26 protein-coding genes and 1 pseudogene are annotated in these 21214 nt (G+C 67.5%); 15 read left to right on the top strand and 12 right to left on the bottom strand.

Annotated elements, in window-relative coordinates:
- Window positions 1-106, top strand: a pseudogene (locus ACP7AG_RS17300) (IS5/IS1182 family transposase); the annotation flags it as partial.
- 133 nt (window positions 107-239) lie between these two features.
- Here the strand turns inward: ACP7AG_RS17300 and ACP7AG_RS17295 are convergent.
- The 3 genes from ACP7AG_RS17295 to ACP7AG_RS17285 all read right to left on the bottom strand — a co-directional run bounded on the left by ACP7AG_RS17295 (window position 240) and on the right by ACP7AG_RS17285 (window position 2110).
- A complete protein-coding gene (locus ACP7AG_RS17295) occupies window positions 240-605 on the bottom strand; it encodes a hypothetical protein (RefSeq protein ID WP_426032341.1) in 366 nt (121 codons plus the stop codon).
- A 103-nt stretch (window positions 606-708) separates the two neighbouring features.
- The gene (locus tag ACP7AG_RS17290; protein ID WP_426032339.1) at window positions 709-1581 is read right to left on the bottom strand and encodes a methylated-DNA--[protein]-cysteine S-methyltransferase; all 873 of its coding nucleotides are present in this window, start codon (window positions 1579-1581) and stop codon (window positions 709-711) included.
- Between the two features lie 52 nt (window positions 1582-1633).
- Entirely contained in the window at window positions 1634-2110 is a 477-nt protein-coding gene (locus tag ACP7AG_RS17285; RefSeq protein WP_426010348.1) for a DUF2244 domain-containing protein, read from the bottom strand.
- Window positions 2111-2175: 65 nt separating this feature from the next.
- On the opposite strand from ACP7AG_RS17285, the gene nth reads away from it, so the two are divergent.
- A complete protein-coding gene (gene nth, locus ACP7AG_RS17280; protein ID WP_426032337.1) occupies window positions 2176-2880 on the top strand; it encodes an endonuclease III in 705 nt (234 codons plus the stop codon).
- 133 nt (window positions 2881-3013) lie between these two features.
- Here the strand turns inward: nth and ACP7AG_RS17275 are convergent, their stop codons facing one another.
- On the bottom strand, window positions 3014-3868 hold the full coding sequence (locus tag ACP7AG_RS17275; RefSeq protein ID WP_426032335.1) for an ATP-grasp domain-containing protein: 855 nt from the start codon (window positions 3866-3868) through the stop codon (window positions 3014-3016).
- A gap of 104 nt (window positions 3869-3972) precedes the next feature.
- On the opposite strand from ACP7AG_RS17275, the gene ACP7AG_RS17270 reads away from it, so the two are divergent.
- Genes ACP7AG_RS17270 through ACP7AG_RS17245 form a run of 6 tightly spaced genes read left to right on the top strand, consistent with a single transcriptional unit; the run spans window position 3973 to window position 8037 of the window.
- Window positions 3973-4962 carry an adenosine kinase gene (locus ACP7AG_RS17270; RefSeq protein WP_426032333.1) on the top strand — a complete coding sequence of 330 codons (990 nt, stop codon included), beginning with the start codon at window positions 3973-3975 and terminating at the stop codon, window positions 4960-4962.
- Between the two features lie 8 nt (window positions 4963-4970).
- The gene (hisB, locus tag ACP7AG_RS17265) at window positions 4971-5561 is read left to right on the top strand and encodes an imidazoleglycerol-phosphate dehydratase HisB (RefSeq protein ID WP_426010355.1); all 591 of its coding nucleotides are present in this window, start codon (window positions 4971-4973) and stop codon (window positions 5559-5561) included.
- 13 nt (window positions 5562-5574) lie between these two features.
- Window positions 5575-6216, top strand: a complete 642-nt coding sequence (gene hisH / locus ACP7AG_RS17260) for an imidazole glycerol phosphate synthase subunit HisH (protein ID WP_426010357.1) — start codon at window positions 5575-5577, stop codon at window positions 6214-6216.
- Window positions 6204-6938: a 1-(5-phosphoribosyl)-5-[(5-phosphoribosylamino)methylideneamino]imidazole-4-carboxamide isomerase gene (gene hisA / locus ACP7AG_RS17255; RefSeq protein WP_426010358.1), complete on the top strand. Its 735-nt coding sequence runs from the start codon at window positions 6204-6206 to the stop codon at window positions 6936-6938. The genes hisH and hisA overlap by 13 nt, the downstream gene beginning before the upstream one ends.
- Window positions 6938-7720 carry an imidazole glycerol phosphate synthase subunit HisF gene (gene hisF / locus ACP7AG_RS17250; RefSeq protein ID WP_426032331.1) on the top strand — a complete coding sequence of 261 codons (783 nt, stop codon included), beginning with the start codon at window positions 6938-6940 and terminating at the stop codon, window positions 7718-7720. Before hisA ends, hisF begins: the two co-directional genes overlap by 1 nt.
- On the top strand, window positions 7717-8037 hold the full coding sequence (locus ACP7AG_RS17245) for a phosphoribosyl-ATP diphosphatase (protein WP_426010361.1): 321 nt from the start codon (window positions 7717-7719) through the stop codon (window positions 8035-8037). Before hisF ends, ACP7AG_RS17245 begins: the two co-directional genes overlap by 4 nt.
- Window positions 8038-8137: 100 nt before the next feature.
- On the opposite strand, the gene ACP7AG_RS17240 is transcribed toward ACP7AG_RS17245, so the two are convergent.
- Genes ACP7AG_RS17240 through timA form a run of 4 tightly spaced genes read right to left on the bottom strand, consistent with a single transcriptional unit; the run spans window position 8138 to window position 11066 of the window.
- Window positions 8138-8710, bottom strand: a complete 573-nt coding sequence (locus ACP7AG_RS17240; RefSeq protein WP_426032329.1) for a DUF4337 domain-containing protein — start codon at window positions 8708-8710, stop codon at window positions 8138-8140.
- Between the two features lie 60 nt (window positions 8711-8770).
- Window positions 8771-9310 (bottom strand): Smr/MutS family protein, encoded by a 540-nt coding sequence (locus ACP7AG_RS17235; protein WP_426032327.1) that lies wholly within the window; start codon window positions 9308-9310, stop codon window positions 8771-8773.
- A gap of 2 nt (window positions 9311-9312) precedes the next feature.
- Window positions 9313-10467, bottom strand: coding sequence for an MltA domain-containing protein (locus ACP7AG_RS17230; protein WP_426032324.1), 1155 nt, complete (start codon window positions 10465-10467; stop codon window positions 9313-9315).
- Window positions 10467-11066 carry a TIM44-related membrane protein TimA gene (gene timA / locus ACP7AG_RS17225; RefSeq protein ID WP_426010368.1) on the bottom strand — a complete coding sequence of 200 codons (600 nt, stop codon included), beginning with the start codon at window positions 11064-11066 and terminating at the stop codon, window positions 10467-10469. The genes ACP7AG_RS17230 and timA overlap by 1 nt, the downstream gene beginning before the upstream one ends.
- Before the next feature lie 185 nt (window positions 11067-11251).
- Here timA and secB point away from each other — a divergent pair, with 185 nt between their 5' ends.
- Entirely contained in the window at window positions 11252-11746 is a 495-nt protein-coding gene (gene secB, locus ACP7AG_RS17220; protein WP_426010370.1) for a protein-export chaperone SecB, read from the top strand.
- A 103-nt stretch (window positions 11747-11849) separates the two neighbouring features.
- On the opposite strand, the gene ACP7AG_RS17215 is transcribed toward secB, so the two are convergent.
- The gene (locus ACP7AG_RS17215; protein WP_426010371.1) at window positions 11850-12536 is read right to left on the bottom strand and encodes a response regulator transcription factor; all 687 of its coding nucleotides are present in this window, start codon (window positions 12534-12536) and stop codon (window positions 11850-11852) included.
- A gap of 64 nt (window positions 12537-12600) precedes the next feature.
- Between ACP7AG_RS17215 and ACP7AG_RS17210 the strand changes: the two genes are divergently transcribed.
- Entirely contained in the window at window positions 12601-13110 is a 510-nt protein-coding gene (locus ACP7AG_RS17210; protein WP_426032322.1) for a L,D-transpeptidase family protein, read from the top strand.
- Between the two features lie 99 nt (window positions 13111-13209).
- Here ACP7AG_RS17210 and ACP7AG_RS17205 read toward each other — a convergent pair whose 3' ends face one another.
- A complete protein-coding gene (locus ACP7AG_RS17205; protein WP_426032320.1) occupies window positions 13210-13854 on the bottom strand; it encodes a YggS family pyridoxal phosphate-dependent enzyme in 645 nt (214 codons plus the stop codon).
- Here ACP7AG_RS17205 and ACP7AG_RS17200 point away from each other — a divergent pair.
- On the top strand, window positions 13853-14482 hold the full coding sequence (locus tag ACP7AG_RS17200; protein ID WP_426032318.1) for a thiamine phosphate synthase: 630 nt from the start codon (window positions 13853-13855) through the stop codon (window positions 14480-14482). The two genes, ACP7AG_RS17205 and ACP7AG_RS17200, sit on opposite strands and share 2 nt — an antisense overlap.
- Here ACP7AG_RS17200 and ACP7AG_RS17195 read toward each other — a convergent pair.
- On the bottom strand, window positions 14479-14862 hold the full coding sequence (locus tag ACP7AG_RS17195; RefSeq protein WP_426010377.1) for an NtrZ family periplasmic regulatory protein: 384 nt from the start codon (window positions 14860-14862) through the stop codon (window positions 14479-14481). The genes ACP7AG_RS17200 and ACP7AG_RS17195 overlap by 4 nt on opposite strands.
- A 279-nt stretch (window positions 14863-15141) precedes the next feature.
- Here ACP7AG_RS17195 and ACP7AG_RS17190 point away from each other — a divergent pair, with 279 nt between their 5' ends.
- The 4 genes from ACP7AG_RS17190 (at window position 15142) to holA (ending at window position 19983) form a co-directional block, all read left to right on the top strand.
- Entirely contained in the window at window positions 15142-15669 is a 528-nt protein-coding gene (locus tag ACP7AG_RS17190; protein WP_426011284.1) for a DUF3576 domain-containing protein, read from the top strand.
- A 148-nt stretch (window positions 15670-15817) separates the two neighbouring features.
- Complete coding sequence (gene leuS / locus ACP7AG_RS17185) at window positions 15818-18403, top strand: leucine--tRNA ligase (RefSeq protein WP_426032316.1); 2586 nt, start codon at window positions 15818-15820, stop codon at window positions 18401-18403.
- A gap of 3 nt (window positions 18404-18406) precedes the next feature.
- Window positions 18407-18919 carry an LPS assembly lipoprotein LptE gene (gene lptE, locus ACP7AG_RS17180; RefSeq protein WP_426032314.1) on the top strand — a complete coding sequence of 171 codons (513 nt, stop codon included), beginning with the start codon at window positions 18407-18409 and terminating at the stop codon, window positions 18917-18919.
- Between the two features lie 11 nt (window positions 18920-18930).
- On the top strand, window positions 18931-19983 hold the full coding sequence (holA, locus tag ACP7AG_RS17175; protein WP_426010381.1) for a DNA polymerase III subunit delta: 1053 nt from the start codon (window positions 18931-18933) through the stop codon (window positions 19981-19983).
- 261 nt (window positions 19984-20244) lie between these two features.
- Here holA and ACP7AG_RS17170 read toward each other — a convergent pair whose 3' ends face one another.
- Window positions 20245-21138 (bottom strand): ParB/RepB/Spo0J family partition protein, encoded by an 894-nt coding sequence (locus tag ACP7AG_RS17170; RefSeq protein WP_426010383.1) that lies wholly within the window; start codon window positions 21136-21138, stop codon window positions 20245-20247.
- Window positions 21139-21214: the final 76 nt, after the last annotated feature.

Genomic DNA, 21214 nt, shown 5'->3' with positions numbered 1-21214 from the left:
CAGGCTCAAAGACTGGCGGCGCGTCGCAACCCGCTACGACAAACTCGCCGCCATCTTCGCCAGCGCCGTCTTCATCGCCGCAATCATCATCTGGTGGGCTCAATGAGTCTGGACCCTAGAGCATTTTTCGAGCGAAGTGGTTCCGGTTCGCGTGAAGAAAAACGTGTCAAAACAGAATATTAGAGCTCGCGGCCGGACGCAGTCAGGTCGGGAAATGCTCTAGGCGCGCGCGCTGCGCGTCAGGCGAATTTCGACGGGAAGGTTTGGGTGTCTTCCGGCCGCCTCGGGCCTTGTGCGCCCAGATCGACGATTCGCAGCGGCTCGTTATGCGCGAAGAGGCTGGCCAGTCCGATCTCGGACAGGGACCAGTTCTCTTCGCGGGTTTGAGCCGGCGTCACCAAGTCGCCTCGGTAGGCCTCGCGGAACCGCCGGTCACGGAAGGCCAGCAGCTCGTTCCACTGCGAGTGTCTGGGCGGCCCGATGGCCGTTTCCCGAAGCATGGCTTGGCATTCGGGAGTCAGGTCGGGGCTTCGGTGGAGAAGCTTGCCGCTGAGTTTGATGATGGGCGCAACGACGTCGCGTATGCGTTGACGCAGGCTCAACATGGGTTTCTCCGCCCCAGTTCAATCATCGTTAAGCGGCGCATTCTCCTAGTTGGGGCTCCCGCCAAGGGAACCCGCTGAAACTCCGCAGTAGCGACGCCAAGCGTTACCGCAAAGACGCGCCGACGGCCTCCATGCCGAGCATCGCCGCCTTGCGACCCAACCCCCAATGGTAACCGGTCAGCCGGCCGTCCCTCGCGATGGCGCGGTGGCAAGGGATAAGCAGCGAGATAGGGTTGGCGCCGATCGCGCCGCCGGTGGCTTGGTAGGCGCGCGGACTGCCCGCCCAGGCCGCGATCTCGCCATAGCTGCCGGTCTGGCCCGCAGGGATGCGCAACAGGGCCTTCCAGACCTGGATGTTGAACGGCGAGCCGATCAGCACCACCGGCAGGGGCTGGTCACCACCGGCGAAGGCGTGGACCGCCGTGCGGGCCGAGGCCTCGTCATCGCGGCGCCAGTCGGCGGCGGGGAACCGCCGGTGCATATCGGCGAAGGTCGCCTCGTCGTCGCCATCGGAAAAGGCCAGGCCGGCCAGGCCGCGCGGGGCCATGACGAACAGGCCCTTGCCATAGGGGGTCGGCGCCCAGCCCCAGGCCAGATGGAGCCCCTCGCCCCGACGCCGCACGTCGCCCGGCGTCACCGCCTCCTGGGCGATGAACAGGTCGTGCAGGCGCGAAGGGCCGGACAGGCCGGCGTCATAAGCCGCGTCGAGCACGCTGACGCCCTGCTCCAGCGATCGCCGAGCCTCGGCATGGGCGATGGCGGCGACGAAGATCTTGGGGCTGACCCCAGCCCAGCGGCTGAACACCCGCTGGAAATGGAATGGCGACAGGCCGACCGCGTCGGCCGCCTCGTCCAGCGACGGACGCTCCTGCCAGCGGTCGGTCAGCCAGGAAAGGGCCTTGGCCATGCGATCATAGTCCGCCGACCGTTCGGTCAGGTGGGCGAAGGCTTGGGAGGGGGAAACATCGAGCGCCATGGCGAGAAGATAGTGCGCCCCGCCGCCGCCGTCCGCCCGATTCTTGCGCCGTTTAGCGATAGCGTTCGGCCCGGGCGTCGAGGATCGCCCGCTCCAGCGCCCGGGCGAAATCGACACGCTCGAGCGGGCTCAGCGCCCGGGCCAGCGTCAGGCGCCGACGCGACATCATCAGCCGCACCCGCGCCTCGTGCTCGCCCGCCTGCTCGACGCCGACCCGGGTGAAGGCGGTGGGCGATGTCCAGATCACGCGGGCGCCCTTCTCGTCCTCGCGGCTGACGGTCACCGCCTCGGCCGTGACCCGCACGCGCTCTGAACGCTCGGCGGCGCGGAAACTGGCGCGGAGGGCCAGGCCCATGGCCAGCACGTCCAGCCCCAGGAACGGCAGCACCGGCGGGGCGCCCAGGATCAACAGGAAGATCCCCACCATCAGGTTGAAGGCGGTCAGCACGCCAAGCAGCACATAGAGACCCTGCCGGTTCATCGACCGGTTGGGCTTGATCACGGCGTCAAGATATAGCGGCGCGGACATGGGCTTGATTTAGGGGCGGCCCCGACGCTTGGCGAGAGGCGCGCATCACGGCATGGTCGCCGCCCATGGCCAAGCCCGCGTCCACCAAGCCGTTCGTCAGAAAACGCCCTGTCGCCAAGCGCCTAACGCCGGCCGAGCGCGCGCGGATCGAGGTGCTGTTCTCGCGGTTCGAAAGCCTGGAAGACCATCCCAAGACCGAGCTCAACTATTCCAACCCCTACACCCTTGTGACCGCCGTGGCCCTGTCGGCCCAGGCGACGGACGTTCAGGTCAACAAGTCGACCGGTCCGCTGTTCCAGGTCGCAGACAGTCCCGCCAAGATGCTGGCGCTCGGCGAGGAAGGCCTGATCGGCTATATCGCCTCGATCGGCCTCTACCGCACCAAGGCCAGGAACGTCATCGCCTCGGCCCACATCCTGATGGACCATCATGGCGGCGAGGTGCCCTTGAACCGCGAGGCTCTGGAAAGCCTGCCCGGCGTGGGCCGCAAGACCGCCAGCGTGGTGCTCAATGAACTGGATATCGAGCCGGCGATCGCCGTCGACACCCATGTGTTCCGCGTCTCGCACCGGCTGAAGCTGTCAGCCGGCAAGACGCCGGACGCGGTCGAGGACGATCTGATGCGAATCGTGCCGGATCGCTACAAGACCCGGGCCCATCACTGGCTGATCCTGCACGGGCGGTATGTCTGCGTGGCGCGGAAGCCGAAGTGCGAGGTGTGCCGGATCGCGGATCTATGTCCGTCGCGGGAGCTGTTTCTGGGCGCCTAAGCGGCGAACACTTGCCCCTAAGGGTCGCTTCGCGACCGTCTTCCCCCAGAGGGGGAAGAGCCCCGCGTTTCGAGCTCCGCCCCCTACGGGGCGGACAGGCGGCGAAGCCGCCAGGTGGGGGCAAGTCAGTGGGCTAGAGCACCCTAACCACCGCCGCCGCGAACGCCGCGCCGCCATCATGGGCGTGCCCCAGGAACAGGTCCGGCTCGATGACCTCCAGCTCCATCAGCTGGGGCGTACCGTCCAGACCTCGGATCAGGTCGACCCGGGCGTAGGTCAACGGCGTCCCGGCCGCCTTGAGCACCATCGCCGCCGCGTGCAGCGCCTCGGGTTCGGGCGCGACGCCGCTGACCTGGCCGCCGAACTGCGGCTGGACGCGGAAGTCGCCGCCGGTCGCTACCTTGGTCACCGCGTGGCTGAACACCCCGTCGAAATAGAACAGCGAAAGCTCGCCCTCCTCGCTCACCGCCGGAAGGAACGGCTGGATCAGCGCCGGACCAGTGGTGCAGCCCGTCAAACCGTCGGCGTGGCGCAGCTTAACGGTGTCTTGCGATCCGCCGGAGATCTGCGGCTTGGCCACCAGCACGTCGACGCCGAACACCTCGCGAGCCCGATCCAGGTCCTCGAGCGACAAGCGATCCAGAGCGATGGTCGGCACCACCGGCGCGCCCTTCGCCGCCAGTTGGGCCAGATAGGTCTTGGTGGTGTTCCAGCGCAGCACCGACACTGGATTGGCCAGACGCGCGCCAGTGGCTTCAAGGGCGTCGAGCCGCTCGAACCACAGCGGCGCGCGCAGGTGATAGCCCCAGGTCAGCAGCGGCAACACCACGCGGGCTCGGGCCGGGTCGAGCGGTTCGACCCAGCTGGCGTGCTCGACGTCCAGGCCGCGCGCCCGCAGCGGCGCCGCGAGACGCTCGAACAATGGGGTCCAGGCGTGGGCGAACAGGGTTTCGTCGGCGGCGGGCGTGAGGATCAGAACGTCGGTCATGCCCTTGGCGGTAGAGCGACACGATCCTTCGGGCAAGGCTCGCGTTGCCTTGCGCGCCTCGATCCGGTACTCCGCGCGCGTCGCCCTTTCGGAAAAGACCTTTTATGACCGCCCTCTACGACGTCGCCGCCATCGGTAACGCTATCGTCGATGTCATCGCCCAGTGTGACGACGCCTTCCTGGAGCGACAAGGCCTGGTCAAGGGCTCGATGGCCCTGATTGACGTGGCGCGGGCCTCTATCCTTTATGACGTGATGGCGTCGGGCATCGAGGCGTCGGGCGGCAGCGCGGGCAACACCGTGGCCGGCGTCGCCAGCTTTGGTGGCAAGGCCGCCTTCATAGGCAAGGTCGCCGACGACCAGCTGGGCCGCGTCTTCACCCACGACATGCGCGCCATTGGCGCCACCTTCAACACCCCGCCCCTGGCGGAAGGGCCCGCGACGGCCCAGAGCCTGATCAATGTCACGCCAGACGCCCAGCGCACCATGTCGACCTATCTGGGCGCCTGTGTCGAGCTGACCGCCGCCGACGTCGACCCGGCGATCATCGAAGCGGCGCAGTACGTCTATCTGGAGGGTTATCTATTCGATCCGCTGGAAGCCCGCCGCGCCTTCGCCAAGGCCGCCGGCCTGGCCCATGGCGCGGGGCGCAAGATCGTCATCACCCTGTCCGACAGTTTCGTGGTCGAGCGTCACCGCGAGGCCCTGCTGGGCTTCATCGACACCCAGTGCGACATCGTCTTCGCCAATGCCTCGGAAGTCTGCGCCCTGTTCCAGACCACCGACTTCGACGCCGCCGTGAAGGCCTTGGCCGGCAAGGTCGAGATCGCCGCCGTCACGCGCAGCGAACACGGCTCGGTGGTGGCCTCCGGCGGGGCATTGCACGAAATCTCGGCCTATCCCGTCGAAAACGTCATAGACACTACCGGCGCCGGCGACCAATACGCGGCGGGCTTCCTCTATGGCCTCTCCCAGGGCCACCCGCTGCCCGTCTGCGGACAGCTGGGCACCCTGGCCGCCGCCGAGGTCATCGCGCACTACGGTCCACGCCCGCAGGTCAGCCTGCGGGATCTCGCGGCCCAAAACGGAATTTAAGGACGACCATGGCCCGCACCGCTGAAGTGGTCCGCGAGACGAAAGAGACCCAGATCCGGGTCTGGATCGACCTCGACGGGACCGGCGCCTCGACGATCTCGACCGGCATCGGGTTCTACGACCACATGCTGGAGAGCTTCGCGCGCCACGGCGGGTTCGACCTCAAGGTCGAGACCACTGGCGACCTGCACATCGACATGCACCACACGGTGGAAGACACCGGCATCGTGCTGGGCCTGGCGATAAACAAGGCTCTGGATGGCTTCAAGGGCATCCGACGCTTCGGTCACGCCTATATCCCGATGGACGAGACCCTGACGCGCTGCGCCATCGACCTGTCGAACCGGCCCTATCTGATCTGGAAGGTCGACTTCAAGCGGCCCAAGGTCGGCGAGATGGACACCGAGCTGTTCAAGGAATTCCACCACGCCTTCGCGATGAACGTGGGAGCCTGCGTGCATCTCGAGACGTTGTACGGCGACAACACGCACCACGTCGCCGAAAGCGGCTTCAAGGCCCTGGCCCGGGCGCTGCGTCAGGCGGTCGAGATCGACCCCAAGACCGGCGGTCTGGCCCCTTCCACCAAGGGCGTGCTGTAGGGAATTTGATCTCATGCAGACCGTCGCCCTGATCGATTACGGGTCGGGCAATTTGCGCTCGGCCGAAAAGGCCCTGCGCGAGGCGGCCCGCCGTCACGCCATCGACGCTGACATCGTCGTGACGGCCGACCCGTCCATCGTGGCCGCCGCCGACCGCGTGGTGCTGCCCGGAGTGGGCGCCTTCGCGTCTTGCCGCGCTGGCCTCGACGCCTCGGGGGTCTACGAGGCGATGAACGCGGCCGTGCACGGCAAGGGCGCGCCGTTCCTGGGCATTTGCGTGGGCCACCAGCTGCTGGCCTCGCGGGGCCTGGAGTTCGGCGTCACCCCCGGCCTCGGCTGGATCGCCGGCGAAGTGAAGAAGCTCGAACCCCACGACCCCGGCCTGACCATCCCGCACATGGGCTGGAACGCAATCTCGCTCGCCCATGCCCACCCGCTCTTTACCGGCGTCGAGCACGGCGCCCACATGTACTTCGCCAACTCCTTCGCCTTGACGCCTTCGAACCCCGAGGACGTCCTGGCGACCACCGATCACGGCGGCCCGTTCACGGCCGCCGTGGCCAAGGGCAACGTGGCCGGCGTACAGTTCCACCCCGAAAAATCCCAAGCTGCGGGGCTCGCCCTGCTCGCCAACTTCCTGGAATGGCGCCCATGATCCTCTATCCCGCCATCGACTTGAAGGACGGCCAGTGCGTGCGTCTACTGCACGGCGACATGGAGAAGGCCACGGTCTTCAACACCTCGCCGGTCGATCAGGCCGAGCGTTTCGTCAAGGATGGTTTCTCGTGGCTGCACGTGGTCGACCTGAACGGGGCTATCCAGGGCAAGTCGATCAACACCATCGCCGTTCAGTCGATTCTGGAGTCGATCTCGATTCCGGTGCAGCTGGGCGGCGGCATTCGGACCCTCGAAGGCGTCGAGGCCTGGATCGAGGCCGGTGTCTCGCGCGTCATCCTGGGCACCATCGCCGTCCATGACCCAGACCTGGTCCGCAAGGCCGCCCGCCTGTGGCCCGAACAGATCGCCGTGGCTGTAGATGTGCGCGACGGCAAGGTGGCCATCGACGGCTGGACTGGCCTGTCGGACCTGTCGGCCATCGACCTGTCGCGGCGCTTCGAAGACGTGGGCGTGGCCGCCCTGATCATCACCGACATCAGCCGCGACGGCGCCCTGACGGGGGTCAATGTCGACGGCGTGGGCGAACTGGCCGACGCCGTGTCGATCCCGGTCATCGCCTCGGGCGGCGTCGCTTCGACAGCCGACATCGAGCGCCTGAAGGCCCGCGAGGGCGTGGAGATCGCCGGCGCCATCCTAGGCCGCTCGCTCTATGCCGGCACCATCAAGCCGTCCGAAGCCCTGACCATCGCGGCCGCCTGATGCTGAAGACCCGGATCATTCCCTGTCTCGACGTCAAGGACGGCCGGGTGGTGAAGGGGGTCAATTTCGTGGCCCTGCGCGACGCCGGCGACCCGGTGGAGCAGGCCCGCGCCTATGACGCGGCGGGGGCCGACGAGCTGATGTTCCTGGACATCACCGCCTCCAGCGACGGCCGAGGGCTGCTGCTGGACGTCATTTCCCGCACCGCCGAGGTCTGTTTCATGCCGGTCTCGGTGGGCGGCGGCGTGCGCGAGGTGGCCGACATGCGCCGCCTGCTGCTGGCCGGGGCCGACAAGGTGTCGATCAACACCGCGGCCGTCGAGAACCCTGCCCTGGTGTCGGCTGGGGCCGACGCCTTCGGCGCCCAGTGCGTGGTGGTGGCCATCGACGCCAAGGCCCGCCCCGACGGGTCGGGGTGGAACGTCTGGACCTATGGCGGCCGCCGCGACACCGGCCTCGACGTCGTCGAGTACGCGGCCCTCTGCGTCCAGCGGGGAGCGGGCGAGATCCTGCTGACCTCGATGGACCGCGACGGGGCCAAAATCGGCTACGACATTCGTCTGCTCAAGGCCGTGACCGGGGCGGTGACCGTGCCGGTGATCGCCTCGGGCGGGGCGGGCAAGACCGAACACCTGGTCGAGGCCGCTCGCGACGGCCATGCCGCCGCTGTTCTGGCCGCTTCAATCTTCCACTTCGGCGAGATCAGCATCGGCGAGGCCAAGCGGGCCATGGCCGCCGCCGGCATCGCCGTGCGCCTGGACGACCTGCAGGGGGCCGCATGAGCCGATTGTTCGAGGTGCTTGAGCGTCTGGCCGCCACGATCGAGGCCCGCAAGGGTGGCGACCCGTCGGTGTCCTACACCGCCAAGCTGCTGGCCGACCCGGCCCTGGCCGCCAAGAAGCTGGGCGAGGAAGCCGTCGAGACGGTGATCGCCGCCGTCGCCCAGGGTCCGGACGCTTTGGCCAGCGAGAGCGCCGATCTACTGTACCATTGGCTGGTGCTGCTGGCGGCTTCCGGGGTTTCACTGGACGCCGTGGCCGAGAAATTGGCTGGCCGCGAAGGGACGTCGGGGCTGGCCGAGAAGGCGTCCCGCGCCTAGAGCATTTTTCGAGCGAAGTGGTTCCGGTTCGCGTGAAGAAAAATGCCTCAAAACAAAAGATTAGAGCTCACGGCCTGACTCAGTCAGGTCGGGAAATGCTCTAGCCCAGCAGCTTGCTGAGGAGCGCCGAGTGCAGGCTCCAGCCCAGGAAGCCCGCTAGGCCCATGATGACGCCAAGCGCTCCGAAGGCCCAGGACGCCCAGAGCGCCGCCGAGATCTCCACCAACGCCGCCACGGCCGCGATGGAGACGGCGATCGAGATCAGGGCGTCGGAAGCATCGAACTGATCGTCATGGACGTTGAGCGCGTCATATCGAGCGGAAAACCCCTCGGCCCTGGCCTTGAGCATAGGGACCTCCGCCTTGTACTTGGCGATCTCGGTCCCTAGCCGCAGGACCTCGACATCGACCGCCGCCAGCGGGCGCGCGCCAGCGGACAGAGCCAGCAACCGGACCTGGGTTTGGGCCGTCTCGTCGATGTGCAGCTTGGTCTTGGTGGCCTGGTACTCGTTCCAGGCGTCAACGCCATCCGATTGGGCCTGCTGCATCGCCTGGACGATGTTGCCGTCCTTGACCCCGCACAGGCCCATGAAGATCGACAGGGCCACCACGGTGATCGCCACGCGCCGGTTGAAGCTCTTGTCCTTGGCCTCGGCTCCGATTTCGATGTCCATGCGCGTCTCCGGAAGTGCGGCGAAGCTTGGCGCCACAATCGTGGCGACCGCTGGGCGCGTTCAGACCCTAGGCGGCCGCCGCTTCAGCGCCACATAGAAGGCCCCGTCGCCGCCGTGGCGCTTGTCGGCCGGCGAGACGCCCGCCACGATGTCGCGCAGGGCGGGGCCGGCCAGCCACTCAGGCGTCCGTGACCGGAGCACGCCCTGCCCGATCCGGCCCTTGCCGGTAATCACCAGGGCGGCGCGATGGCCGTCTTGCCAGGCGCGGCGCAGGAAGGCCTCAAGCACCGGCTTGGCGCGGTCCTGATCCAGGCCGTGCAGGTCGAGGCGCGCGTCCAACGGCGTGTGCTCGCGGGCGATCTTGCGCTTGCGGTTGGGTTCGATGCCCTCGAGCGGACCGGGCGAGCGCTTGTTTCCCGCCGGCTTGAGGCTGTGAGGGTCGAGCAGCAGCGGGGCAAGCGGCTGGAGCGTCGTGGGCTGGGCCAGCGACTTTTCGGCCTTGCGGGTCCAACCAACGGCCTTCTGGGTCGCCTTGGCCTTCACCGTGGCGGTGACCATCCCCCACAGGCGCATCTCGTCCTGGCGGGGCGGCCGTTTCATCGCTAGCCCCGGGGAACCAACCGGTAGAGCCGCAGCTCATGGCGCACGCGCCCGGCCTCGGCTCCGGCCGCCGCGCCCGTGCCCACATAGAGATCGGCCCGCACGTCGCCCTTGATCGCCCCCCCCACGTCGAGCGCCACCGCCAGGCGGCGGTAGGCGGGGAAGGCGCCGCTGAGCTTGGGCGCGCTGGCGTCGAGCCAGTAGAGCTCGCCCATCGCATGCTTGCTGGGGTCGATGGCGATGGCGCGGCCAGCCGGCAGCGGGATCCCCGCCGCGCCCACCGCCTGCTTGCCGTCGTCGGCCAGGGTCTGGAAGAACACGTAGCGAGGGTTCAACCGCATGATGGCGTCGGCCTCGGGGCCTCGATGGTCAGCCAGCCAGGTCCGGATCGCATCGCCCGAGGTGTTGTTGTCGGGCAGCAGCCCGCGTTCGCGCATGGCGGCGGCGATGCCGACGAACGGCCGGCCATTGCTGCCCGCGAAGGCGGCGCGCACGCGGCGGCCGTCCGGCAGGATCAGCACGCCCGAGCCCTGGATCTGCAGGAAGAACAGCTCCTCGGGCCGCATCCAGGCCAAGGGGCGGCTCTCGGTCGTGGTTTCGATGGCCGCGCGGTCGGGATAGGGCGTGAACTGGCCGCCCTCGACCCGGCCGGTGACCCTCTTGCCCGCGAAGCCGGGTTCGAACTGACCCAGGTCCAACACCACCAGGTCGACGGGCTTGCCCCGAAGAGGGGCGCTGAACTCCGCCGAGCGCGACATCCGCGCCGCGGATTCCGGGGCGAAATAGGCGGTCAGCGTGCCCTGGCCGGGGATCTGCTCGGGTCGGAAATTGATTTCCAGGAAGCGGCGCGCCTCGGCGTCGTCGGCCGGGCGATCGGCGCGGGCCTTGCGGCAGACCTCGGCCATGGCAGGGTCCGTGGCCACGCCGCAGCCCTGGCGAAAGGCGTCCAGGGCGCCGAGGTGGTCTTCCTGCGACCAGCCGGCCAGGTCGGCGAACGCCACGACGCTTCCGGGCGCGGTCGGCGTCGTCTCGACCGACCCATGCCCCACGGCGACGGGTCCGGTCGGCTTGATCGGCGCCGTGGTGGCGCAGGCCGCGAGCGCCAGGACGGCGAAGGCGGCGACCAAGCCTCCTCGAACCCCCCAAAGACGCGGCATCAGGCCTCCGCGACGTCGACGCGGACCAGGGTCCAGTTGGGGTTCTTGCTCTTCAGGTCGCGCTGGAAGGTCCAGAGGTCGGCTGTGCGACGATCGTCGACCGCCTCGCCAGCGGCGCTGGTCGAGCGGGTGCGAACCTCGGCCAAGATGCGCACCACCGCCTTGGCGACGTCGCCCTCTACGGTGATGGAGTCCAGATCGGTGCGCGGAGAGGCCAGGAACTCGGCCTTTTCGGTGCGGCCCTCGGCTTCGCGGGCGGCGATGGCGCCTTCGAAATTGGCCATGACGTCCTCGGCCAGCAACGGCTTGAGCGTTTCGCGATCGCCGGCGGCAAAGGCCTTGACGATCAGCTCATAGGCTTGCCGAGATCCGCTCAGGAAGTGGCCGATATCGAAATCGGACTGCCGGGCGCGCAGGGCGGCCAGGCCGCTGAGCGCCTCGCCGGCCACTTCGGGCCTCTTGACGTCATGCGGCAGGGCGCTAGCCGGCACGGCGGCGGGGGCGTCCTCGGGCTGACGTCCAACCCGGCGACCCAGGGTGGCGTAGAGCTGGTAGAGGATGACCGCGGCCAGAACCGCGAGGATAATCCATTCAAACACGACAGTTTCCGCTCATTCACCAGGGTCGGGCGGCCAAGACGGGCGCCCAGCCGGGACATCTATCCTATATAGGACAGACGAGCTCGCGCGACAGGCGCCCGGCGTTGCGTGCCAGTCGCCCGCGTGTTAGCAGCCCCGCTCTCTCCTAGCGGCCAATTTCGACGCCGAATACGGATTTATCGCCCATGACCGACACGACCGCCGCTCCGACCGCCCCGCAGGACGACACCGCAGGGACGGAAACCGGCATCCGCATCATCGCCCAGTTCGTGCGCGACTTCTCATTTGAGAGCCCGCACGCCCCCGACTCGCTGCGCGCCGGCGGCCCGCCGCCCGCCATCGACATGGGCGTCGAGATGAACGCCCGGGGCCGCACCGACGGCCTGTTTGAGGTGGACCTGAAGCTGTCGGCCCGCGCCACGCGCGACGAACAGCCGGTTTTTCATGTCGAGGTCCTGTACGGCGGCCTGTTCCACATTGGCGGCGTTTCGGAAGCCGATCTGGAACCCGTCCTGCTGATCGAGTGCCCGCGCTTCCTGTTCCCGTTCGCCCGTCGCCTGATCGCCGATGTCACCAGTGAGGGCGGCTTCCCGCCCTTCCTGATCGACCCGATCGACTTCGCCGGAGTCTATGCGGCCCGCAAGGCCCAAGCCGAGGGCGTAGTGATCGGAAACGCCTGATTTCAGGCGGATCGCTGAATTGGAAAAAGTCCCGGTCGCGCACAGCGACCGGGACTTTTTGCTGGGCTGGGGACAGGCGCATGCGCCTTTCCCCAGCCGCCACTCAAGGCTGAAGTCGGTACCCACCCATCTCGGTGATCAAGATCCGCGCCATCGCTGGGTCGGGCTCGATCTTCTGGCGCAGGCGGTAAACGTGGGTCTCCAGCGTATGGGTCGTGACCCCGGCGTTGTAGCCCCAGACCTCGGTCAGCAGTTCCTCGCGCGACACCGGCTTGGCGCCGGCGCGGTAGAGGTATTTCAGGATGTTGGTTTCCTTCTCGGTCAGCCGGACCTTCTTCTGCTTCTCGTCGATCAGCAGCTTGGCGGACGGGCGGAACTCGTAGGGCCCGATCCGGAACAGGGCGTCTTCCGAGGCCTCGTAACTGCGCAGCTGGGCTCGGATGCGGGCCAGCAGCACACCGAAGCGGAAGGGCTTGGTGACATAGTCATTGGCGCCGGACTCCAGCCCTAGGATGGTGTCGCTGTCGCTGGCCGCCGCCGTCAGCATGATCACCGGGGCGGTGACCCCGTTCTTGCGCATCAGCCGGCAGGCCTCGCGGCCGTCCATGTCGGGCAGATCAACGTCCAGCAAAACCAGGTCGGGCTTGAGTTCACGGGCCATCCGCACGCCATCGCCGGCCGTCGGAGCCTCGGCGACGGTGAACTCCTCGTGAAGGGCCAATTGCTCGGCGAGCGCGCCGCGCAGATCATCGTCGTCATCGACCAGGAGAAGGGTTTTGCGTTGCGCCATGAGCGGGAACATGCACCGCTGCGGCCCCCGGCGCCAAGGGCGCTTCTGGACAAGCCGCCGCTCGATGACCTTTCGCGCCCATGCCGACGGCCAGATGACGCTGAACGGTCACACCGTGCGCTGCGCGCTGGGCAAGGCCGGGGTGATCGCGGCGATCGACAAGCGCGAGGGCGATAATCGGAGCCCGCTGGGCGCCTGGCCGATCCGCCGCGTGCTCTATCGGCCGGATGCCTATCCAAACGGCCCGACCACCGCCCTGCCCGCCGCGCCCATCGCACGCCACGATGGCTGGTGCGACGCGCTGGGCGATGGGGCTTATAATCGACCGGTGACCCTGCCCTATCCGGCCAGCGCCGAGCGGATGTGGCGCGATGACGAAATCTACGATCTGGTCCTGGTGCTCGGCCACAACGACGATCCGCCGGTCGACGGCCTGGGTTCGGCGATCTTCCTGCACCTGGCGCGGGACGACTATCCAGGCACCGAAGGCTGCGTCGCCCTGGCGCGGGCCGATGTCGAGGCGCTGCTGGCCGAGGCCAGGCCGGGCGACGCGGTGGAGATCGTCGCCGACTAGAGCATTTTTCGAGCGAAGTGGTTCCGGTTCGCGTGAAGAAAAATGCCTCAAAACAAAAGATTAGAGCTCACGGCCTGACGCAGCAGGTCGAGAAATGCTCTAGGCGCGCGACCCAAACAGCGCCGAACCCACGCGGACCGAGGTGGCGCCGCAGGCGATGGCGATCTCGAAATCGTCGCTCATGCCCATCGAGAGCTCGGACAGGCCGTTGCGCGCCGCGATCTCGCCCAGCATCCGAAAATGCGGCGTGGGATCCATGTCGGCTGGCGGAATGCACATCAGCCCGTCCACGGGCAGATCCAGGCCCCGACAGAGGGCGACGAAGGCCTCGGCCTGATCGGGGAGCACGCCGGCCTTCTGCGGCTCCTCGCCGGTATTGACCTGGACGAACAGGCGCGGCGCCTTGCCCTGGCTCTGGATCTCGCCCGCCAGGGCACGGGCCAGTTTCTCGCGGTCGAGGCTTTCGATGACGTCAAAGAAAGCCACGGCGTCGCGGGTCTTGTTGCTTTGCAAGGGTCCGATCAGCCGCAGCTCGACCTCGGATCGTCGTTCGCTCCAGCGACCCATGGCCTCTTGAACGCGATTTTCCCCGAACACCCGCTGGCCCGCGTCGAGAATGGGGGCGATATGGTCCCAGGGCTGCAGCTTGGACACCGCCACCAAGGTCACGGCGTCGGCCGGTCGGCCGGCTGCGAGCGCGGCGGCCTGGATGCGGGATTGAACCGAGGAGTAGACGTCAGACATGGATTCAAGACGCGCGATCGACGAGATGGAGGTCCTGTCTAGAACGGCTACGCGGTTTCGCCCATGGCTCGTGAGCGGAAAGCCGGCCCCGCGCCTCCTGTTCTTCACCGATCCGCTGCGCACGCCCGATCCCCAAGGCGTAGCCGAGCGCCTGCCTCCCGGCGCCGCTGTGGTGTTTCGAGCCTTTGGCGCTCCGGACGCCGAGGCGCGGGGCCAAAAACTCAGGCAAATCACCTACCGGCGCGGCCTCCTTTTGCTGATCGGCGCGAACGCTGAGCTGGCCGAACGGCTCGGCGCCGACGGCCTGCACCTGCCGGAACGCATGACTGCCGAACTTCCCGCGATTCGCGCGCGTCATGCCCATTGGTGGCTGACCGTGGCCGCTCATGGCGAGGACGCGGCGCGGGCGGGCGCGGCGGCGGGGGCGGATGCGCTGGTGGTGTCGCCGATCTTCTCCAGCGCCAGCCCCTCGGCCGGTCCGCCGCTCGGCGTTGAGGCGCTGAAACGAATCGTCGCGGCCGTCCCGACGCCGGTCTATGCCTTGGGCGGCGTGCGGGCGAGCACGGTCGACCAATTGCTGGATAGCGGGATCATCGGAATAGCAGCAGTGGAAGCCTTCGGCGCCTAGAACTTGAAGGCGGTTTCCAGTTTCACGCGGGGCGCGGTTTCCTGGATCTCGTTCTTGCGGGCGTTCAGGGCGGGGTTGTTGTCGCCCAAGGCCACGGCGCCGCCAACCCGGATCGACGGGGTGACGCTGTAATAGGCCCCTGCCTGGACGTCCTTCAGCTCCATCTCACGATTAAGCGGCCGGTCGAGGTCGAGCTTGAGGCCCCACTTGCCCTTCTTGGCGTCCCACTTCAGGGACTGCTTCGGGCCTTCCGGCGCAAAGGGCGCGATCTGGGCGGGCTTGCTGAAGTCGTTCTTGACGGTGAAGTCCGCGCGAGGCTTGCTTTGGGCATGGACCATCGTCGTCGATCCCAACAGGATCAACGCCGTAGCCCCAGCCATGAAATACCGTGCCGCGAACATCGCTACTCGAACCTGCCCCAACCCGGACCCGATATAGGTCAACCGACATATAGGATTGGGTTCCCTGAAAATCGATTAAAGGCCTGAGTACAACGCGGTCAACCGCCGTTGGATCGGAGCAAGCGTCGCAAGAGTCGATTCAGCGGGCGCCTGTGGCGGTCCTGCCACGCGATTCCTGTTTTGACGCGGCGCGACCATGCTATAGACCGCTTCCGGCTGCGGGGGCGCGCCAGGATGCGCGATCGCGTCGGCGAGACATTGGAGCGAGGTACTATGGCGTTTGAGCGTGGGTCGGTGTTGCGCGGCGTCGCCGCTGGCGTTCTGGCGTTGTCGGTTGTCGTGGGCGTATCCGCCTGCGGAAGCACCAAGGGTCCCAGGACCTTCACCAGCCAAAGCGATGAGCCGGGTTTCAACCCCTTCAATCTCGGACGCTCCAAGCAGGCCCCGGCCGCCTCGGGCGCGATTGGCGTCAACGGCTTCCTGTGGCGCGCCAGCCTGGACACCCTGGCCTTCATGCCCCTGGCCTCGGCCGACCCTTACGGCGGCGTGATCGTCACCGACTGGTACTCCAATCCAGAAAAGCCGGACGAGCGCTTCAAGGCCACGGTCTACATCCTTGACACTCGCCTTCGGGCCGACGGCCTGAACGTCACGATCTTCAAGCAGGTTAAGGACGCCAGCGGGACCTGGAGCGACAGCACGGCCACCGAGCAGACGGCGACCGACGTCGAGAACGCCATCCTGACGCGAGCCCGTCAGCTTCGCCTTTCCAACATCAAGAACTAGGGCTTCCCTGGTTCTTCGTGGGAGCCCTTTGTCCGCGTGACAAAAGGCTCCCGTTCGCACTTTTACAAGGCGCGCCTGGGCCGAAACCGCTTAAGACTTCCGCGGATTACGCCAGAGGCGTGACGCCCCGCACCTACAGTCTGGTTTCATGGCCCGCTACAATCCCAAAGACACCGAGCCCAAGTGGCGCGCCGCCTGGGCGAACGCCAACACCTTCCTGACGCCGATCACCCGCGACGCGCGTCCGAAATACTATGTGCTCGAGATGTTCCCCTATCCCTCGGGGCGCATCCACATGGGCCATGTGCGCAACTACGCCATGGGCGACGTCGTGGCCCGCTATAAGCGCGCCCAGGGCTTCAACGTGCTGCATCCGATGGGCTGGGACGCATTTGGCATGCCGGCCGAGAACGCCGCAATGGAGCGCGGCGTCCACCCCAAGGCCTGGACCTACGACAACATCGCCGCCATGCGCGAGCAATTGAAGGCTCTGGGCCTTTCAATCGACTGGTCGCGCGAGTTCGCCACCTGCGACCCGGCCTATTACGGCAAGCAGCAGGCCTGGTTCCTGCGCCTGCTGAAGCGCGGCCTGGTCTATCGCAAGGAAGCCTCGGTCAACTGGGATCCGGTCGACATGACCGTCCTGGCCAATGAGCAGGTCATCGACGGCAAGGGCTGGCGCTCGGGCGCGACAGTGGAGAAGCGCAAGCTGACCCAGTGGTTCCTGCGTATCACCGACTATGCCGACGCCCTGATCGACGGCCTCAAGACCCTGGATCGCTGGCCCGAGAAGGTCCGGATCATGCAGGAGAACTGGATCGGCCGGTCCAAGGGCCTGCGGTTCACCTTCAAGTTCGACGGCGTCGCGCCCGAGGGTCATGCCACCGGCCTGGAGGTCTACACCACGCGCCCTGACACCCTGTTCGGCGCCAGCTTCGTGGGCATCGCTCCCGAGCATCCGCTGGCCGAGCAACTGGCGGCGGCCGACGCCGCCGTGGCCGCCTTTGTCGCCGAGTGCCGCCGGGGCGGGACGTCGGAGGCCGATATCGAAGGCGCCGAGAAGCTGGGCCGCGACACCGGGCTGCGGGTCGTCCACCCGCTGGACAACAGCAAGACCCTGCCGGTCTGGATCGCCAATTTCATCCTGATGGACTACGGCACGGGCGCGATCTTCGCCTGCCCGGCCCATGACCAGCGCGACCTGGACTTCGCCCGCAAGTACGACCTGCCCGTCCTGCCGGTGGTGCTGCCGCCGGGCGAAGACGCCGCGACGTTCAACGTCGGCAAGGAGGCCTATGTCGGCCCCGGCGCGATCTTCAATTCCGAATTCCTGGACGGTCTGGACATCGAGGCGGCCAAGACCGAGGCGGTGGCGCGCATCGAGGCCATGGACCAAGGCCAGGGCGCGACCGTCTATCGCCTGCGCGACTGGGGCGTCTCGCGGCAGCGCTATTGGGGTTGCCCGATCCCCGTGATCCACTGCGCGGCCTGCGGCCCCGTCGGCGTGCCGGAAGATCAGTTGCCGGTGGTGCTGCCCGACGACGTCGCCTTCGACAAGCCGGGCAATCCGCTGCTGCGGCATCCGACCTGGCGTCACACCACCTGCCCTACCTGCGGCGGCAAGGCTGAGCGCGAAACCGACACGCTGGACACCTTTGTCGACAGCTCCTGGTACTTCGCCCGCTTCACCGACCCGACCGCGGCCGAACCGATCAACAAGGACGCGGCCGACCACTGGATGGCGGTCGATCAATATATCGGCGGCGTCGAGCACGCGGTTCTGCACCTGCTCTATGCCCGCTTCATCACCAGGGCGCTGAAGGACGAGGGCCTGCTGTCGGTGGAGGAGCCGTTCGCTGGCCTGTTCACCCAGGGCATGGTCACCCACGAGGCCTACAAGAACGCCGCCGGGGAGTGGGTTGAGCCCTCGGACATCCGTATCACCGTCGAGGGCAATGCACGCTCGGCCGCCCACGCCACGACCGGCGAGCCGATCACCATCGGCGACATCGAGAAAATGTCGAAATCCAAGAAGAACGTCGTCGCCCCCGAGGACATCTTCGAGGCCTACGGCGTCGACGCCGCCCGCCTGTTCGTGATGAGCGACAGCCCACCCGAGCGCGACGTGCAGTGGACCAACAGCGGTGTCGAAGGCTCCTGGCGATTCACCCACCGCGTGTGGAATGAGTTTGACAGCCAGCCAGCGGGCGATTTCGCCCATGATGACAGCGACGCCGCCGCCCTGGCCCTGCGCAAGGGCGCGCACCGCCTGATCGGCTTCGTCACCGACTCGATCGAGGGCTTCCGCTTCAACAGCGGCGTGGCGCGTCTGTATGAGTTCCTGAACATGCTGAAGGCCGCCCCGGCCGAGGGCGCGTCTCAGGGTGTCCTGGCCGCCCGCGCCGAGGCGCTGGAAATCCTGGCGCGCCTGATCTCACCCTTCACGCCCCACCTGGCAGAAGAGGCCTGGGCCCATCTGGGCGAAAGCGGCATGGTGGTCGACGCGCCGTGGCCCAAGGCCGACGCGGCCCTGGCGGCCGACGACGAGCGCGTGCTGCCGATCCAGATCAACGGCAAGCGTCGCGGCGAGATCAAGGTCAAGGCCGGGACGGCCGAGGCCGAGGTGGAGAAAATCGCTCTGGCGGACGCCGCCGTCCTGGCCCACCTTGGGGGCCTGACTGTTCGCAAGGTGATCGTGGTGAAAGACCGTATCGTCAACATCGTGGCCGGCTGATCGATGAAACGCTTTCCGCTCTTAAAGATCTTTCCGGCGGCCCTGATCGCCGCCTCCGCCGTGGCCCTGGCGGGTTGCGGCTTCACGCCCCTGTACGGACCGCAGGTCGTCACCAAGGGCCTGGGCGCCATAGAGGTGGTCGCGCCCGAAGGCCGCTCAGGCTATCTGGTGCGCGAGCAGCTGGACGACGCCCTGGCGCGCGACGTCAATGTCCTGCCCTCGCACAAGCTGGTCTTCACGCTGAAGGAGATGCGCTACGCTCGCGGCGTGCGCGTCGACAACGTGGCCAACCGCTACGAGCTGAACCTGACGGCCTATTGGCAGCTGCTGGACGCCAAGACCGGCCTGACGGTGCGCGCTGGCACGGCCAACGCCGCAGTGACCTACGACTCCGCCGACCAGCCCTATGCCGCCATCGCGGCTCAGCAGGACGGGCAGGAGCGGGCGGCGACCGAGGTGGCGCGCAAGATCCAGCTCGACCTGGCCGTCTGGTTGGCGGGCAAGGCCAAGGCCTAGGATCCTAGCCCATGATCCTGTCGAAGCGACCGGACATCGAACGCTTCCTGAAGGACCCGTCCCGCGAGATCCGGGCCGTGGTGATCTATGGCCGTGATCGAGGAGTCGTGCGCGATCGCGCCGACCAACTGGCCAAGCGGCTGTTCGAGCGGCCCGACGATCCCTTCGACACCGCCCAGCTGACCGAGAGCGATCTCGACAGCCAGGCTGGCAAGCTGGAGGACGAGCTGTCGGCCCTGTCGATGATGGGCGGGCGCCGCCTGGTGCGCTTGCGGCTGACGGGCGAGAAGGCTGGACCCGACAAACAGGCCGCCGAGGCCCTCGCCCGCCATGTGGAGGGCCAGCTCAACCCGGACGCCCTGTTCCTGATCGAAGCCGGGGCGCTCGACCGCAACTCGGCCCTGCGCAAGGCCGCCGAGAAGTCGACCGGCGCGGCGGTTATCCCCTGTTACGAGGACGAGGCCGGAGACCTGGCCCGCCTGACCCGCGAGACCCTGGCCAAGGACAAGGTCAGTCTGAACGGCGAGGCTCTGGACCTGTTCGTCTCGCGCCTGCCCAAGGAGCGCGGCGTGGCCCGGGCCGAGATCGAGCGCCTGGCGCTCTATCTGAACCCGGGCAGCGGCTTTGTGGCCACCCCGGCCGACCTGACCGACTTCCTGGGGGTCGAGCCCGAGGCCTCGCTGGGCGACGCCGCCGTCGACGCCTTTGGCGGCCGCCTGGGTCCCGCCCAGGCCGGCCTGCGCCGCGCCGCCGCCGAAGGTGAGGGCGGACCCGCAGCGGTGAGAGCCATGGGCTACCATCTGGGCCGCCTCCGCCGCACCTTGACCCTGCACAAAAACGGCATCGACCTGGCCGCAGCCGCCAAGGCGTCGGGCGTGTTCTGGAAGACCGAGCGCGAATTCCTGCGCCAGGCCCGCGCCTGGACGCTGGACCAGCTGCTGATGGTCCAGGCCGAGGTGCTGGCCGCCGACAAGGCCTGCAAGACCTCCGGCTCGCCCGACCAGCTGATTTCCGAGCGTCTGGCCCTGCAGATCGCCGGCAAGGCGCGGCGGCTGGGGCTGTAGCAAGCCGTTGGGGTAAAAGGTCAGCGCCAGATTAGGAGTCGCTTGCGCCGTCAAGCTTCAGCTTAGTTCTAGATCTTCAAAACTGTGGAAAACGACAGATCCGACGGCGACCAATTTCACGCCATTTCCTCAGAATAATACCTATGGATCAATAGGTTGTCGCCCGTTTGCGACCAGATCAATCTCGCCTGTCGAAAACAGAGCCGGCAGGGCCACGGCAACGGTCCGCTCCATGCGCGACAGACGGGTCCGTTTTCGGGCTCAGATGGCGCGGGTCAGGCGACCGCAGAGGTCATCGAGTTGCTCGAGCGTCGCATAGCGGATCGTCAGGGCGCCGGCCCCGCCACGGTCGTCGATCTCGACATCGAGGCCGAGCAGCGACGACAGGTCGGCTTCCAGCGACTGCGTGTCGGTGTCCTTCGACTTGGCGGGACGACCACCGGCCGACTTGGCGCGAACTTCGCCGGCGGCGTGCGGGGTCCGGCGGGCCAGGGCCTCAGCGTCGCGGACCGACAGGCCCTTGGCGATGACTTCCTTGGCCAGCGCCGTCGGATCCGGAGCCGAGGCGATGGCGCGGGCGTGGCCGGCGGTCAGTTCACCCGAGGTCACGTAGGACTGCACCGCGTCGGGCAAGTTCAGCAGGCGCAGGGTATTGGCGACGTGGCTGCGGCTCTTGCCGACGGTCTGGGCGATCGCTTCCTGGGTGCGACCGAACTTCTCTAGCAGCACCTTGTAGCTCAGCGCCTCTTCCAAGGCGTTGAGGTCGGCGCGCTGGACGTTCTCGATGATGCCTATCTCGAGCACCGCCAAATCGTCCAACTCGCGGATCATGATCGGGATGGTCTTGAGGCCGGCGCGTTGCGCGGCTCGCCAGCGGCGCTCGCCGGCGACGATCTGGTACTCGCCTGGGGCGCCAGCGGCGGGGCGGACCAGGATCGGCTGCAGCACGCCCTTCTCGCGGATCGAGTCCGAAAGTTCTACCAAGTCATCCTCGCGGAATGTCCGGCGCGGCTGGTTGGGGTTACGGCGGATCAGTTCGATCGGGGCTTCGCGCGACCCTCCCACGGTATCACCGGGGGCCTGGGCGGGCGCGGATTCGACCTCGCCGAGCAGAGCCGACAGGCCCCGACCCAGACCACGACGACCTTCAGACATCCCCGGCTCTCCCACCACAACCGACTCCCGCACGCGCTCAACATTCAACTCAGACAATGACTTGGATGGTTATCCT

Origin of the sequence: Caulobacter sp. DWP3-1-3b2 (genome assembly GCF_049896325.1) — a bacterium.
Taxonomy (GTDB): domain Bacteria; phylum Pseudomonadota; class Alphaproteobacteria; order Caulobacterales; family Caulobacteraceae; genus Caulobacter.
This window is presented reverse-complemented; position numbering and strand designations above follow the sequence as displayed.